Below are 15,256 nucleotides of genomic sequence, written 5' to 3'. Positions count from 1 at the left end.
CATGGGACAGGCCGTGGCGTGAGCCCGGCAGGCGTGTGCGCCGGACAAGGGGCGCGACGTCATCCACGATTCCGGGAGAAGCGCCGCCGCATGTCCACGCGCCACGATATCCGTAACGTCGCCATCGTCGCCCATGTCGACCACGGCAAGACGACCCTCGTCGACGCCATGCTCAAGCAGGCGGGCGCCTTCGCGGCGCACCAGCATCTGGACGACCGGATGATGGACTCCAACGACCTGGAGCGCGAGAAGGGCATCACCATTCTCGCGAAGAACACCGCCGTGAAGTACCACCCGAAGGACGGCGGCTCGCCCGTCACGATCAACATCATCGACACCCCGGGCCACGCCGACTTCGGCGGTGAGGTCGAGCGCGGCCTGTCCATGGTGGACGCGGTGGTGCTGCTGGTGGACGCCTCCGAGGGCCCGCTGCCGCAGACCCGCTTCGTGCTGCGCAAGGCGCTGTCGGCCCGGCTGCCGGTGATCCTGTGCATCAACAAGACCGACCGACCGGACTCCAGGATCGACGAGGTCGTCAACGAGACCTACGACCTCTTCCTCGACCTGGACGCGGACGAGGACCAGATCGAGTTCCCGATCGTCTACGCCTGCGCCCGCGACGGCGTCGCCTCGCTGACCAAGCCGGAGAACGGCACGGTGCCGGCGGACAGCGACAGCCTGGAGCCGTTCTTCTCGACGATCCTGTCGACCGTCCCGGCCCCGGTCTACAACGAGGAGGCCCCGCTCCAGGCGCACGTCACCAACCTGGACGCGGACAACTTCCTCGGCCGGATCGCGCTGCTGCGGGTCGAGGAAGGCCATCTGAAGAAGGGGCAGACCGTCGCCTGGATCAAGCGCGACGGCTCGATCTCCAACGTCCGCATCACCGAGCTGATGATGACCGAGGCGCTGACCCGCAAGCCCGCCGAGAGCGCCGGTCCCGGCGACATCTGCGCGGTGGCCGGCATCCCGGACATCATGATCGGCGAGACGCTGGCCGACCCGGAGAACCCGATCGCGCTGCCGCTGATCACGGTGGACGAGCCGGCCATCTCGATGACCATCGGCACCAACACCTCGCCGCTGGTCGGCAAGGGCGGCAAGGGCCACAAGGTCACCGCCCGCCAGGTCAAGGACCGCCTCGACCGGGAGCTGATCGGCAACGTCTCGCTGCGCGTGCTGTCGACCGAGCGCCCGGACGCCTGGGAGGTCCAGGGCCGTGGCGAGCTGGCGCTGGCCATCCTGGTGGAGACCATGCGCCGGGAGGGCTTCGAGCTGACCGTCGGCAAGCCCGAGGTGGTCACCAAGGAGGTCGGCGGCAAGGTGCACGAGCCGATCGAGCGGATGACCATCGACTCGCCCGAGGAGCACCTCGGCGCCATCACCCAGCTGATGGCGGCCCGCAAGGGCCGGATGGAGACCATGACCAACCACGGCTCCGGCTGGATCCGGATGGAGTGGATCGTGCCGTCCCGCGGCCTGATCGGATTCCGGACGGAGTTCCTGACCCAGACCCGCGGCACCGGCATCGCGCACTCGATCTTCGAGGGCCACGAGCCGTGGTTCGGCGAGCTGCGCACCCGCAACAACGGTTCGCTCGTCGCCGACCGCGCCGGCGTGGTCACGCCGTTCGCGATGATCAACCTCCAGGAGCGCGGCGTGATCTTCGTCGAGCCGACCACCGAGGTCTACGAGGGCATGATCATCGGTGAGAACTCGCGCAACGACGACATGGACGTGAACATCACCAAGGAGAAGAAGCTCACCAACATGCGCGCCGCGTCCGCGGACAACACCGAGAACGTGGTGCCGCCGCGCAAGCTCTCGCTGGAGCAGTCGCTGGAGTTCTGCCGCGACGACGAGTGCATCGAGGTCACCCCGGAGACGGTGCGCATCCGCAAGGTCGTCCTGGACCAGAAGGAGCGCGGCCGCGCCGCCTCGCGGGCCAAGCACGGCTGACCCGCGGCGCCGCAGCACCCGCGGCCGTCACCCGCCCGCCGTACCCGCGCCCCTTCGTGGTGAACGGTGTCCGAATATCGGACATCGGGACCCGGTGATCGTTGTCGGATATCTCACAATGTCCGTTTAGAACCTGTCTGCCTACGTTCCGGAATGTCCGAATTCCGGACGCCTTCCGATGGCCGCCGTGACCTGAGCGAGATATGGGGCGTGCGAATCGCCCTCCGACCTGTCGGATAGTGGACGGAGTTGAGCTCGGGTCAATGGGTCACGCCCTCCTGTCGGAGGCCGCCGACTCACGAGCCGGAGGGCCGCAGCCGCTGTCAGGGGTGTCAGCACGCTGCACGGCCTTCCTTCACGTATCGATAGTGACTCCTGAGGAGGCAACCCATGCGCGGTGCCAAGAGCGCCAAGTGGGTCGTTGGAGCGGCAGTCGTCGCCCTGGCAGCAACCGCCTGCGGTTCCGGCGAAAGCTCGGACACCAAGGCCGGCGGATCGAACGACGGCGTCGTCAGGGCCTGGTGGGGCGACCCCCAGAACCCGCTCGAGCCGGCGAACACCAATGAGGTCCAGGGCGGCAAGGTCCTGGACATGATCTTCATGAACCTCAAGGAGTACGACCCCAAGACGGGGAAGGCCAACCTTGAGGCGGCCGACTCGATCACCACCACGGACCAGCAGAACTTCACGGTCAAGGTCAAGCCGAACCTGAAGTTCTCCGACGGCACCCCGGTCACCGCCAAGTCCTTCGTGGACGCGTGGAACTACGGTGCGCTGCTCACCAACGCCCAGCTGAACGCGTACTTCTTCCAGGACATCGAGGGCTACGGCGCGGTGCACCCGGACGCCGCGGGCGCCAAGCCGACCGCCCGGACCATGTCCGGTCTGAAGGTCGTCAACGACACGACCTTCACGGTCAAGCTGACCCAGAAGTTCTCCACCTGGCCGGACCGCCTCGGCTACAAGGCGTTCGCGCCGCTGCCCACGTCGTTCTTCACCGACCACGCGGGCTACCTGGCCAAGCCGGTCGGCGACGGCCCGTACATGGTGCAGTCCTACGCCAAGGGCACCAGCATGAAGCTGGTCCCGAACCCGTACTACACCGGTCCGAGCAAGCCCAAGAACAAGGGCGTGCTGCTGAAGGTCTACACGGACGAGAACACCGCGTACGCCGACCTGCAGGCCGGCAACCTGGACGTCGACGACTCGATCCCGGCCCAGGACATCGGCCACGTCAAGTCGGACACCGACGGCCGCTACCTCAACCAGCCGGCCGGCATCGTCCAGACCATCTCGTTCCCGCTGAACCAGAAGCAGTGGAGCAAGGCGGGCATGGAGAAGGTGCGGCTCGGCCTGTCGATGGCGATCGACCGGAAGACGATCACCGAGAAGATCTTCCAGGGCACCCGCACCCCGGCCAACGACCTCACCTCCCCGGTGCTGGGCGCGGCCGGCGGTTACAGCAGCACCATCGCCGGTGACGCCACCACGTTCGACCCCGCCAAGGCGAAGGCGCTGATCCAGCAGGGCGGCGGCATCCCCGGCGGCCACATGACGATCGGCTACAACGCCGACAGCGGCTCGCACAAGCTGTGGGTGGACGCGGTCTGCAACAGCATCAACCAGGTGCTGGGCGACAACAAGGCCTGCGTCGGCGCCCCCACGGGCACCTTCGCGGACTTCCGCAACCAGATCACCAAGGGCCAGATGACCCAGCCGTTCCGTTCCGGCTGGCAGATGGACTACCCGCTGATCGACGACTTCCTGACGCCGCTCTACGCGACCGACGGCAGCTCGAACGACTCGAAGTACAGCAACCCGAAGTTCGACGCGCTGATCAAGCAGGCGAACGCGGAGCCCGACACCACCAAGGCCGTCCAGCTGTACCAGCAGGCGGAGAAGCTGCTGTTCACGGACATGCCGGTGATCCCGCTGTGGTACCAGAACGGCGGCGCCGCCTGGTCCTCCAAGGTGTCCAACGTGACGGAGAACGCGTTCAGCTACCCCGTCTTCACCGACATCACGGTCAACAACTGACCTGATCCGGTTGCCGCCCGGCCTCCCCCCGGAGGCCGGGCGCAGGGGGAACTGACAGCAATAGCTCGCGGTAAGGCTGCCGGCCGGGGTCCCAGGACCCTGGCCGGCGTCTGCCCGATCCCTGGAGGGCAGATGGGGCGCTACGTCATCAGGCGACTGCTCCAGATGGTTCCGGTCTTCATCGGAACCACACTTTTGATCTTCGTGATGGTCTACGCGCTCGGCGACCCGGTGGCCGCCATGTTCGGCGACCGGGCACCCGATCCCGCCACAGCGGCGCAGTTGCGGCACCAGCTGTACCTGGACCATCCCCTGTGGCAGCAGTATCTCCACTACATGGGGCACATCTTCACCGGAGACTTCGGGAAGAGCGCCGACCAGCAGCCGGTCACGCACCTCATGGGCACCGCGTTCCCGGTGACCCTGCGGCTGACCGTCGTCGCGTTCGCGATCGAGGCGATCGTCGGCGTGGCGCTGGGCCTGCTCGCGGGTCTGCGGCGCGGACGCTTCGCCGACACCGGCGTGCTCGCGTTCACCCTGCTCGTGGTCTCCATTCCGACCTTCGTGACCGGGTACCTGCTCCAGTTCTTCCTCGGCGTGAAGTGGCACGTGACCGAACCGGCGGTGGGTGAGGGCGCACCGTTCAAGGACCTGATCCTGCCGGGCGTGGTGCTGGCCGCCGTCTCGCTGGCGTACGTGGCACGGCTGACCCGTACCTCGGTCGCCGAGAACTCCCGGGCCGACTACCTGCGCACCGCCGTCGCCAAGGGCCTGCCCAAGCGCCGGGTGATCACCGTCCACCTGCTGCGCAACTCGCTGATACCCGTGGTGACCTTCCTCGGAACCGACATCGGCGGCCTGATGGCCGGTGCCGTGGTCACCGAGCGGATCTTCAACATCCACGGTGTCGGCTACCAGCTCTACCAGGGCATCCTGCGCAACAACCCCCCGACCGTGGTCGGCTTCGTCACCATCCTGGTGCTGATCTTCCTGGCCGCCAACCTGCTCGTCGACCTGCTCTACGCGGTCCTGGACCCGAGGATCCGGTATGCCTGACACCATCCCTTCGGCGGTCACGGAAGCCGGGACCGCCACCACCCCGGACGGCCTGGCGGTCCCCGGCGGCGAGCGGGAGAAGGCCCGCAGCCTGTGGAGCGACGCCTGGCACGACCTGAGCCGCAAGCCGATGTTCTACATAGCGGGCGTGCTCATCCTCTTCCTGGTCGTCATCTCCCTGTGGCCCGGCCTGATCGCCGGCGGCGACCCGCTCAACTGCGACCTGGCCAACTCCCAGGTGGGACCGAAGAGCGGCCATCCGTTCGGCTTCGACACGCAGGGCTGCGACGTCTACACCCGCACGGTGTTCGGCGCCCGCGCCTCGGTGACCGTGGGCATCCTGACCACGGCAGGGGCCGCGCTGCTCGGCACCTTCTTCGGTGGCCTGGCCGGCTTCCTCGGCGGCATCTGGGACAGCCTGATCTCGATGCTGGGCAACATCTTCTTCGGCATCCCCATCCTGCTCGGCGGCGTGGTGTTCCTGTCGGTCGTCAAGGGCGGCTCGGTGACCACCGTGTCGACCTTCATGATCCTGCTGGGCTGGCCGCAGATCGCCCGGATCGCGCGCGGCGCCGTGGTCACCGCCAAGCAGCAGGACTACGTGCAGGCCGCCAAGGCGCTCGGGGCGAGCAACTCCCGGATGCTGCTGCGGCACATCGCGCCGAACGCGCTGGCGCCGATCATCGTGGTGTCGACCATCGCGCTGGGCACGTACATCTCGCTGGAGGCGACCCTGTCGTTCCTCGGCGTCGGCCTGAAGCCGCCGGCCGTCTCGTGGGGCATCGACATCTCGGCCGCCTCGGACCAGATCCGCAACGCCCCGCACATGCTGCTGTGGCCCGCGGGCGCGCTGAGCATCACGGTGCTGGCGTTCATCATGCTCGGCGACGCGGTGCGCGACGCCCTCGACCCCAAGCTGCGCTAGGAGGGCGTACGTTGACTGTCATCGACCAGACCGCGGGCGCCCCGGCGTCCGCCCCGCAGGTTTCCCCGCTGCTCGAAGTGCGGGACCTGCACGTGGAGTTCCACACCCGTGACGGCGTGGCCAAGGCCGTGAACGGCGTCAGCTACTCGGTGAACCCCGGCGAGACGCTCGCGGTGCTCGGCGAGTCCGGCTCCGGCAAGTCCGTCACCGCGCAGGCCGTGATGGGCATCCTCGACATGCCGCCGGGGAGGATCCCGCAGGGCGAGATCCTCTTCCAGGGCAAGGACATGCTGAAGATGTCCGGCGAGGAGCGCCGCAAGATCCGCGGCCGCAAGATCGCCATGATCTTCCAGGACGCGCTGTCCTCGCTCAACCCGGTGCTGTCGGTCGGCTACCAGCTCGGCGAGATGTTCCGGGTGCACGAGGGCGCGTCCCGCAAGCAGGCCAAGGCGCGGGCGATCGAGCTGATGGACCGGGTGCGCATCCCGGCCGCCAGGGAGCGGGTGAACGACTACCCGCACCAGTTCTCCGGCGGTATGCGCCAGCGCATCATGATCGCGATGGCGCTCGCGCTGGAGCCCGACCTGATCATCGCGGACGAGCCGACCACCGCGCTCGACGTGACCGTGCAGGCGCAGGTCATGGACCTGCTCGCGGAGCTGCAGCGCGAGTCCACGATGGGCCTGATCCTGATCACCCACGACCTCGGCGTGGTCGCCGACGTCGCGGACAAGATCGCGGTGATGTACGCGGGCCGCATCGTGGAGAACGCGCCGGTGCACGAGATCTACCGGTCGCCCGCCCACCCGTACACCAAGGGCCTGCTCCAGTCGATCCCGCGGCTGGACCAGAAGGGCCAGGAGCTGTACGCGATCAAGGGCCTGCCGCCCAACCTGCTGCACATCCCGTCCGGCTGCGCCTTCAACCCGCGCTGCCCGATGGCGCAGGACGTCTGCCGCACCGACGTCCCGGCGCTCCACCCGGTGGGCGACGGACGCGGCAGCGCCTGCCACTTCTGGAAGGAGACCCTCGGTGAGTGAACCCATCCTCCAGGTGCGCGACCTGGTCAAGCACTTCCCGCTGACCCAGGGCATCGTGTTCAGGAAGCAGATCGGCGCGGTCAAGGCCGTGGACGGGATCTCCTTCGACCTCTACCCGGGCGAGACGCTCGGCATCGTCGGCGAGTCCGGCTGCGGCAAGTCGACCGTGGCCAAGCTGCTGATGAACCTCGAGCAGGCCACGTCCGGCCAGGTGTTCTACAAGGGCGAGGACATCACCCGGCTCAGCGGCCGGGCGCTCAAGGCGGTGCGGCGGAACATCCAGATGGTGTTCCAGGACCCGTACACCTCGCTGAACCCGCGGATGACGGTCGGCGACATCATCGGCGAGCCCTTCGACATCCACCCGGAGGTCGCGCCCAAGGGGGACCGCCGCAAGCGGGTGCAGGACCTGCTGGACGTCGTCGGGCTGAACCCCGAGTACATCAACCGCTACCCGCACCAGTTCTCCGGCGGCCAGCGCCAGCGCATCGGCATCGCCCGCGGCCTCGCGCTCAACCCGGAGATCATCATCTGCGACGAGCCGGTCTCCGCGCTGGACGTCTCGGTGCAGGCGCAGGTCATCAACCTGATGGAGAAGCTCCAGGACGAGTTCGGCCTGTCCTACATCTTCATCGCGCACGACCTGTCGATCGTCCGGCACATCTCCGACCGGGTCGGCGTGATGTACCTCGGGCGGATGGCGGAGATCGGCACCGACGCCGAGATCTACGAGCACCCGACCCACCCGTACACGCAGGCGCTGCTCTCCGCGGTGCCGGTGCCGGACCCCGAGGCGCGCGCGCACCGCGAGCGCATCATCCTCACCGGGGACGTGCCCTCGCCCGCCAACCCGCCGTCGGGCTGCCGCTTCCGCACCCGCTGCTGGAAGGCGCAGGAGCGGTGCGCGGTGGAGGAGCCGCTGCTCGCCGTCCCGGAGGTGTTCGCGGGCCTGCCCACGCCGGCCGCGCACGAGTCGGCGTGCCACTTCGCCGAGGAGAAGCAGGTGGTCCCGGCGGCCTGAGCCGTCCGCGCCCCCGCTGTGGAAGGGCGTCCCGGTCCGGGAGGGAAGGACCGGGGCGCCCTTCGGCATGTCCGCACGCCGGCGCCGCGGCCCGCGCGGTACGTCCGTACGGGTGGTGTCCTGACGATGGGTCGGGTCGTGGCCAACACATTGGAGGCCGCGACACGGAGGTGAATAGGTGCGGCTTTGACCGTATTGCGGTGTCATGGGGTGCGAAGTGACATTTGTGACCCATGAGGAGGCACGCGATGCGCGGAGCCACGCGCGTGATGTGGGCCGTCGGCGTGACGGCGGTCGCCCTGTCCGCGACTGCCTGCGGCGGCGGCACCAGTGGTGGCAGCAGCAGTGGTGGCGGCGGCGGCATCGTACGGGCCTCCTGGGGCGACCCGCAGAACCCGCTGGAGCCGGCGAACACCAACGAGGTGCAGGGCGGCAAGGTCCTCGACATGATCTTCCGGGGTCTGAAGAAGTACGACCCGAAGACCGCCAAGGCCGAGAACATGATCGCCCAGTCGATCACCACCAGCGACTCGCAGAACTACGACATCAAGCTGAAGTCCGGCTGGACCTTCAGCAACGGCCAGCCGGTCAATGCCGACTCCTTCATCAACGCCTGGAACTACGACGCGCTGCTGAAGAACGCCCAGCTGAACGCCTCGTTCTTCAGCTACATCGACGGCTACGCCAAGGTGCACCCCGACGCCGCCGGCGCCACGCCCAGCGCGACCACGCTGTCCGGCCTGCAGAAGGTCAGCGACCTGGAGTTCAAGGTCAGGCTCAACCAGAAGTTCTCGCTGTGGCCGGACACCCTCGGCTACTCGGCGTTCTACCCGCTGCCGCAGTCCTTCTTCACCGACCACGCCGGCTGGCTGAAGAAGCCGATCGGCAACGGCCCGTACGAGATCTCCTCGTACACCAAGGGCACCGGGATGAACCTGCGCAAGTGGAGCGGCTACAAGGGCCCCGACCCGGCCCAGAACAACGGCGTGGACCTGCGGGTCTACACCGACAACAACACCGCGTACACCGACCTGCAGGCCGGCAACCTCGACCTGGTCGACGACATCCCGGCCAACCAGCTCAAGAACGTCAAGTCCGACCTCGGCAGCCGCTACATCAACGAGCCCGCCGGCATCATCCAGACGATCTCCTTCCCGCTCTACAGCAGCCGGTGGTCGTCCGCGAAGTCGGCGATGGTCCGGCAGGGCCTGTCGATGGCGATCAACCGCCAGCAGATCACCCAGCAGATCTTCCAGAACACCCGCACCCCCGCCACCGACTGGACCTCCCCGGTGCTGGGCGACGCGGGCGGCTACAAGTCCGGGCTGTGCGGCGCCGAGTGCACCTACAACCCCACCAAGGCCAAGCAGCTGGTCCAGCAGGGCGGCGGCCTGCCCGGCGGGAAGATCACCATCTCGTACAACGCCGACACCGGCTCCCACAAGGAGTGGATCGACGCGGTCTGCAACAGCATCAACAACTCGCTGGGCAACAACAACGCGTGCGTCGGCGCCCCGATCGGGACCTTCGCCGACTTCCGCAACAAGGTCACCAACAAGCAGCTGAACAACCCGTTCCGGGCCGGCTGGCAGATGGACTACCCGCTGATCCAGGACTTCCTGCAGCCGCAGTACTACACCAACGCCTCGTCGAACGACGCGCACTACAGCAGCCCGCAGTTCGACAAGCTCGCCAACCAGGCCAACGCGGAGTCCGACTCCGCCAAGGCCGTCTCCACCTGGCAGGACGCGGAGCGGCAGCTCGTCAAGGACATGCCGGCGATCCCGCTGTGGTACCAGAACGGCAGCGCGGGCTACTCCACCAACCTCAGCAACGTGCTGCTCAACCCGTTCAGCGTCCCGGTCTACAACGAGATCAAGGTCAAGTGACACCGGGCGGAGGCCGCACCGGGCACCCCCGGTGCGGCCTCCGCCCGCCGTTTCGGGAGGCTCCATGGGACGCTATGTGATCCGGCGGCTGCTCCAGATGATCCCGGTGTTCATCGGCAGCACATTCCTGATCTTCTTCATGGTCTACGCGCTCGGCGACCCGGTGTCCGCGCTGTTCGGCGACAGGGCCCCGGACCCGGCCACCGCCGCCCAGATCAGGCACGACCTCTACCTCGACCACTCGCTGGGCGCCCAGTACCTGCACTACATGAAGAACATCTTCACCGGCGACTTCGGCACCGCCTTCAGCGGCGAGTCCGTCATCGACCTGATGAAGCACGCGTTCCCGGTGACCATCAGGCTCACCATCGTGGCGATCCTCTTCGAGATCGTCATCGGCATCGCCTTCGGCGTGATCACCGGCATGAAGCGCGGCAAGCCGGTCGACACCGGCGTGCTGCTGCTGACCCTGGTGGTCATCTCGGTGCCCACCTTCGTCACCGGCTACGTGCTCCAGTACATCTTCGGCGTCCAGCTCAAGTGGACCGCCTCGTCGGTCTCGCCCAGCGCGCCCTTCAACGAGCTGATCCTGCCCGGCCTGGTGCTCGCGCTGGTCTCGCTCGCCTACGTCACCCGGCTGACCCGCACCTCCATCGCGGAGAACACCCGCGCCGACTACGTGCGCACCGCGGTCGCCAAGGGCCTGCCGCGGCGCCGCGTGATCACCCGCCACCTGCTGCGCAACTCGCTGATCCCGGTCGTCACCTTCATCGGCACCGACATCGGCGCGCTGATGGGCGGCGCGATCGTCACCGAGCGGATCTTCAACATCCACGGCGTCGGCTACAACCTCTACCAGGGCATCCTGCGCAACAACTCACCCACGGTGGTCGGCTTCGTCACCGTCCTGGTGCTGGTCTTCCTGGTCGCCAACCTGCTCGTCGACCTGCTCTACGCGGTCCTGGACCCGAGGATCCGGTATGCCTGAACCGAGCAACCCGCTCGACCCGGAGCAGGGCCCGATCGCCCCGGGCGGCGGCTACGGCGGCGGCTTCGACCTCGCCGCCGCGGACGCCCAGACGCTGGAGAAGAAGCCGGGCCACGACCAGGAGTCCGGCGGCCCGGCCGGCAAACCGCGCAGCCTGTGGTCCGACGCCTGGCGGGACCTGCGGCGCAACCCGATCTTCATCATCTCCGCGCTGATCATCCTCTTCCTGGTCTTCATCTCGCTGTGGCCCGGCACCATCGCCACCCAGGACCCGCTCAACGCCAACCTCGCCAAGTCCCAGGCGGGCCCCGAGGCCGGCCACCCCTTCGGCTTCGACCAGCAGGGCCGCGACGTCTACACCCGGGTCGTGTACGGCGCCCGCGCCTCGGTCACCGTCGGCGTCTGCGCGACCGCGGGCGTGGTCCTGCTCGGCAGCGTCCTCGGCGGCCTCGCCGGGTTCTTCGGCGGCTGGTGGGACGCGATCCTCTCCCGGATCAGCGACGTCTTCTTCGGCATCCCGGTGATCCTCGGCGGCCTGGTCTTCCTCTCCGTGGTCAGCAACTCCACGGTCTGGCCGGTGGTCGGCTTCATGGTGCTGCTCGGCTGGCCGCAGATCGCCCGCATCGCCCGCGGCTCGGTGATCACCGCCCGGCAGAACGACTACGTGCAGGCCGCCCGGGCGCTCGGCGCGGGCAACTCCCGGATGCTGCTGCGGCACATCGCGCCCAACGCGGTCGCCCCGGTCATCGTGGTCGGCACCATCGCGCTGGGCACGTACATCGCCCTGGAGGCCACGCTGTCCTACCTCGGCGTCGGGCTGAAACCGCCCACCGTGTCCTGGGGCATCGACATCTCCGACGCCTCCACCCAGATCCGCAACGCGCCGCACATGCTGCTGTGGCCCGCGGGCGCGCTGAGCATCACGGTGCTGGCGTTCATCATGCTCGGCGACGCGGTGCGCGACGCCCTCGACCCGAAGCTGCGCTGAGGAGCACGCGATGGCCACCAGTGCCGAGATGACCCCGGTCCCCGAGGGCGCCGGCGCCCAGCAGAGCGGCCCGCTGCTGGACGTACGGGACCTGCACGTGGAGTTCCGTACCCGCGAGGGCGTGGCCAAGGCCGTGAACGGCGTCAACTACTCGGTGAACGCCGGCGAGACGCTCGCGGTGCTCGGCGAGTCCGGCTCCGGCAAGTCCGTCACCGCGCAGGCCGTCATGGGCATCCTGGACACCCCGCCCGGCTACGTCACCGGCGGCCAGGTGCTCTTCCAGGGGCAGGACCTGCTGAGGATGTCCGGCGAGGAGCGGCGCAAGGTCCGCGGCGCCCGGATGGCGATGGTCTTCCAGGACGCGCTGTCCTCGCTCAACCCGGTGCTCAGCGTGGGCGAGCAGCTCGGCGAGATGTTCCGGGTGCACCGCGGGATGTCCCGCAAGGACTCCCGGGCCAAGGCGGTCGAGCTGATGGACCGGGTGCGCATCCCGGCCGCCGCGGAGCGGGTCAGGCAGTACCCGCACCAGTTCTCCGGCGGCATGCGGCAGCGCGTGATGATCGCGATGGCGATGGCGCTGGAGCCCGACCTGATCATCGCGGACGAGCCGACCACCGCGCTCGACGTGACCGTGCAGGCGCAGGTCATGGACCTGCTCGCGGAGCTGCAGCGCGAGTACAACATGGGGCTGATCCTGATCACCCACGACCTCGGTGTCGTCGCCGACGTCGCGGACAAGATCGCGGTGATGTACGCCGGGCGGATCATCGAGACCTCCCCGGTGCACGACATCTACCGGGCGCCCGCGCACCCGTACACCCGGGGCCTGCTCGACTCGATCCCGCGGCTGGACCAGAAGGGCCGGGAGCTGTACGCGATCAAGGGCCTGCCGCCCAACCTGCTGCACATCCCGCCCGGCTGCGCCTTCCACCCGCGCTGCCCGCGCGCCCAGCAGGTGTGCCGCACCGACGTGCCGCCGCTCTACCAGGTGTCCACCGTGCGGGCCAGCGCCTGCCACTTCTGGAAGGAGACGCTCGATGACGCAGGTACCGACCAGAACTGAGCGGGCACCGGGCGGGGGCGCGGCGGACCGCGAGCCCGTCCTCCAGGTGCGCAAGCTGGTCAAGCACTTCCCGCTGACCCGCGGCATCCTCTTCAAGAAGCAGATCGGCGCCGTCCAGGCCGTCGACGGAGTGAACTTCGACCTCTTCCCGGGCGAGACGCTCGGCATCGTCGGCGAGTCCGGCTGCGGGAAGTCGACCGTGGCCAAGCTGCTCACCAACCTGGAGCAGCCCACCTCGGGCGAGATCCTGTACAAGGGCGAGGACATCACCCGGCTCAGCGGCCGGGCGCTCAAGGCGGTGCGGCGGAACATCCAGATGGTGTTCCAGGACCCGTACACCTCGCTGAACCCGCGGATGACGGTCGGCGACATCATCGGCGAGCCCTTCGACATCCACCCGGAGGTCGCGCCCAAGGGCGAGCGGCGCAGGCGGGTGCAGGACCTGCTGGACGTCGTCGGGCTGAACCCCGAGTACATCAACCGCTACCCGCACCAGTTCTCCGGCGGCCAGCGCCAGCGCATCGGCATCGCCCGCGGCCTCGCGCTGCGGCCGGAGATCATCGTCGCGGACGAGCCGGTCTCCGCGCTGGACGTCTCGGTGCAGGCGCAGGTCGTCAACCTGATGGAGAAGCTCCAGGACGAGTTCGGCATGGCGTACATGTTCATCGCGCACGACCTGTCGATCGTGCGGCACATCTCCGACCGGGTCGGCGTGATGTACCTCGGCAAGATCGTCGAGATCGGCGCGGACCAGGCGATCTACGAGCACCCCACGCACCCGTACACGCAGGCGCTGCTCTCCGCGGTGCCGGTGCCGGACCCCGAGGCGCGCGCGCACCGCGAGCGCATCATCCTCACCGGGGACGTGCCCTCGCCCGCCAACCCGCCGTCGGGCTGCCGCTTCCGCACCCGCTGCTGGAAGGCCCAGGAGCGGTGCGCGGTGGAGGAGCCGCTGCTCGCCGTCCCGGAGGTCTTCCGCGGCACGGCCGGCCCCGCGGAGCACCCCTCGGCGTGCCACTTCGCCGAGGAGAAGCAGGTCGTCCCGCGGGACTAGAGCGTGTCCAGGGCCCTCCCGGCCGCCGCCGGGCACGTGAAACGGCCCGTACCCGGGGTGGTGCTGGGGTGTCCCGGGTACGGGCCGATCCGAGCGGAGGTCGAACTGAGCCCGGGTCAAAGGGTCTTGTCAGTCCCGCCCTCCTCGATCGCGGCGAGTGCCGGGTCGAGGACGATGTCCTGTTCCCGCGCCGTGACCGTCGGCTCCTCGGGGAAGTGGCACGCGGTGAGGTGACCCTCCGTGTTCCCCCCGATCTGCAGCAGCGGCGGCTCCTCCGACGCGCACTTGTCCTGCGCCTTCCAGCAGCGGGTGCGGAAGCGGCAGCCGGACGGCGGGTTGATCGGCGAGGGCACGTCGCCGGCCAGCCGGATGCGCTCCCTGCCGTCGTCGTCCGGGTCGGCCTCGGGGGCCGCGGAGAGCAGCGCGTGGGTGTACGGGTGGCGCGGGCGGTTGTAGATCGCGTCGCGGTCGCCGATCTCCACGATCTTGCCCAGGTACATCACCGCGATGCGCTGCGAGAAGTGCCGGACGATCGCCAGGTCGTGGGCGATGAAGAGGAACGCGATGCCGAGTTCCCTCTGCACCTTCTGCAGCAGGTTCACCACCTGCGCCTGGATGGAGACGTCCAGCGCGGAGACCGGCTCGTCCGCCACGATCAGCTTGGGGTCCAGCGCGAGCGCCCGCGCCACCCCGATGCGCTGCCGCTGGCCGCCGGAGAACTCGTGCGGGAAGCGGTTGAAGTGCTCGGGGTTCAGGCCGACGATCTCCAGCAGCTCGCGGACCCGCTTCTCGCGGCCGCCCGCCGGGTTGACGTCGTTGATCTCCATCGGCGCGGAGATGATCGAGCCCACCGTCTGCCGCGGGTTGAGCGACGCGTACGGGTCCTGGAAGATCATCTGGATCTCGGACCTGATCGGCGCCAGCTGCTTGCGGTTGGAGTGGGTGATGTCCTGCCCGGCGTAGCTGACCCGGCCGCCGGTCGGCTCCAGCAGCCTGGTCACCAGGCGGCCGGTGGTCGACTTGCCGCAGCCGGACTCGCCGACCATGCCCAGCGCCTCGCCGGAGTTGATGTGGAAGTCGATCCCGTCGACCGCGCGCACGTCGCCGACGTGCCGCTTGAAGACGAAACCGCCGTTGATCGGGAAGTACTTCTGCAGGCCGGAGACCTCCAGCAGCTTCTCCCCCTGGGCCGGACTCGGCGTCGGGACCTTGTCCAGGGTCTGTTCACTCATTTGC

12 protein-coding genes are annotated in these 15,256 nt (G+C 68.6%); 11 read left to right on the top strand and 1 reads right to left on the bottom strand.

The annotated features are described in order from the left end of the window. Positions 1-90: 90 nt before the first annotated feature. From typA to V2S66_RS15795, 11 genes are all read left to right on the top strand, one after another. Positions 91-1,959 (top strand): translational GTPase TypA, encoded by a 1,869-nt coding sequence (typA, locus tag V2S66_RS15845; RefSeq protein ID WP_330795875.1) that lies wholly within the window; start codon positions 91-93, stop codon positions 1,957-1,959. A 390-nt stretch (positions 1,960-2,349) separates the two neighbouring features. Further along, on the top strand, positions 2,350-3,996 hold the full coding sequence (locus V2S66_RS15840) for a peptide ABC transporter substrate-binding protein (RefSeq protein ID WP_330795873.1): 1,647 nt from the start codon (positions 2,350-2,352) through the stop codon (positions 3,994-3,996). A 132-nt stretch (positions 3,997-4,128) separates the two neighbouring features. Then, complete coding sequence (locus tag V2S66_RS15835; RefSeq protein WP_330795871.1) at positions 4,129-5,052, top strand: ABC transporter permease; 924 nt, start codon at positions 4,129-4,131, stop codon at positions 5,050-5,052. Next, entirely contained in the window at positions 5,045-5,977 is a 933-nt protein-coding gene (locus V2S66_RS15830; protein ID WP_330795870.1) for an ABC transporter permease, read from the top strand. Before V2S66_RS15835 ends, V2S66_RS15830 begins: the two co-directional genes overlap by 8 nt. An 11-nt stretch (positions 5,978-5,988) precedes the next feature. After that, the gene (locus V2S66_RS15825; RefSeq protein ID WP_330795868.1) at positions 5,989-7,017 is read left to right on the top strand and encodes an ABC transporter ATP-binding protein; all 1,029 of its coding nucleotides are present in this window, start codon (positions 5,989-5,991) and stop codon (positions 7,015-7,017) included. Next, positions 7,010-8,038, top strand: coding sequence for an ABC transporter ATP-binding protein (locus V2S66_RS15820; protein ID WP_330795866.1), 1,029 nt, complete (start codon positions 7,010-7,012; stop codon positions 8,036-8,038). Before V2S66_RS15825 ends, V2S66_RS15820 begins: the two co-directional genes overlap by 8 nt. A gap of 248 nt (positions 8,039-8,286) precedes the next feature. Next, positions 8,287-9,927: a peptide ABC transporter substrate-binding protein gene (locus tag V2S66_RS15815; RefSeq protein ID WP_330795864.1), complete on the top strand. Its 1,641-nt coding sequence runs from the start codon at positions 8,287-8,289 to the stop codon at positions 9,925-9,927. Positions 9,928-9,991: 64 nt separating this feature from the next. Beyond that, on the top strand, positions 9,992-10,915 hold the full coding sequence (locus tag V2S66_RS15810) for an ABC transporter permease (protein WP_330795862.1): 924 nt from the start codon (positions 9,992-9,994) through the stop codon (positions 10,913-10,915). Further along, positions 10,908-11,903, top strand: coding sequence for an ABC transporter permease (locus tag V2S66_RS15805; RefSeq protein WP_330795860.1), 996 nt, complete (start codon positions 10,908-10,910; stop codon positions 11,901-11,903). The genes V2S66_RS15810 and V2S66_RS15805 overlap by 8 nt, the downstream gene beginning before the upstream one ends. A 28-nt stretch (positions 11,904-11,931) precedes the next feature. Next, positions 11,932-12,966, top strand: a complete 1,035-nt coding sequence (locus tag V2S66_RS15800; protein WP_330796173.1) for an ABC transporter ATP-binding protein — start codon at positions 11,932-11,934, stop codon at positions 12,964-12,966. Beyond that, positions 12,941-14,020, top strand: coding sequence for an ABC transporter ATP-binding protein (locus V2S66_RS15795; protein ID WP_330795858.1), 1,080 nt, complete (start codon positions 12,941-12,943; stop codon positions 14,018-14,020). The genes V2S66_RS15800 and V2S66_RS15795 overlap by 26 nt, the downstream gene beginning before the upstream one ends. Positions 14,021-14,136: 116 nt before the next feature. Here V2S66_RS15795 and V2S66_RS15790 read toward each other — a convergent pair whose 3' ends face one another. After that, the gene (locus V2S66_RS15790; protein WP_330795855.1) at positions 14,137-15,252 is read right to left on the bottom strand and encodes an ABC transporter ATP-binding protein; all 1,116 of its coding nucleotides are present in this window, start codon (positions 15,250-15,252) and stop codon (positions 14,137-14,139) included. Positions 15,253-15,256: the final 4 nt, after the last annotated feature.

This window comes from Actinacidiphila polyblastidii (assembly GCF_036353415.1).
In the GTDB taxonomy this organism is placed as follows: Bacteria; Actinomycetota; Actinomycetes; order Streptomycetales; family Streptomycetaceae; genus Actinacidiphila; species Actinacidiphila polyblastidii.
This window is presented reverse-complemented; position numbering and strand designations above follow the sequence as displayed.

Excerpts from the sequence above, each read along its gene's own strand:
- typA (WP_330795875.1), top strand. The coding sequence starts at position 91 with ATGTCCACGCGCCACGATATCCGTAACGTCGCCATCGTCGCCCATGTC.
- V2S66_RS15800 (WP_330796173.1), top strand. The coding sequence starts at position 11,932 with ATGACCCCGGTCCCCGAGGGCGCCGGCGCCCAGCAGAGCGGCCCGCTG.
- V2S66_RS15835 (WP_330795871.1), top strand. The coding sequence starts at position 4,129 with ATGGGGCGCTACGTCATCAGGCGACTGCTCCAGATGGTTCCGGTCTTC.
- V2S66_RS15790 (WP_330795855.1), bottom strand. The coding sequence starts at position 15,252 with ATGAGTGAACAGACCCTGGACAAGGTCCCGACGCCGAGTCCGGCCCAG.
- V2S66_RS15815 (WP_330795864.1), top strand. The coding sequence starts at position 8,287 with ATGCGCGGAGCCACGCGCGTGATGTGGGCCGTCGGCGTGACGGCGGTC.
- V2S66_RS15840 (WP_330795873.1), top strand. The coding sequence starts at position 2,350 with ATGCGCGGTGCCAAGAGCGCCAAGTGGGTCGTTGGAGCGGCAGTCGTC.
- V2S66_RS15830 (WP_330795870.1), top strand. The coding sequence starts at position 5,045 with ATGCCTGACACCATCCCTTCGGCGGTCACGGAAGCCGGGACCGCCACC.
- V2S66_RS15810 (WP_330795862.1), top strand. The coding sequence starts at position 9,992 with ATGGGACGCTATGTGATCCGGCGGCTGCTCCAGATGATCCCGGTGTTC.
- V2S66_RS15805 (WP_330795860.1), top strand. The coding sequence starts at position 10,908 with ATGCCTGAACCGAGCAACCCGCTCGACCCGGAGCAGGGCCCGATCGCC.
- V2S66_RS15795 (WP_330795858.1), top strand. The coding sequence starts at position 12,941 with ATGACGCAGGTACCGACCAGAACTGAGCGGGCACCGGGCGGGGGCGCG.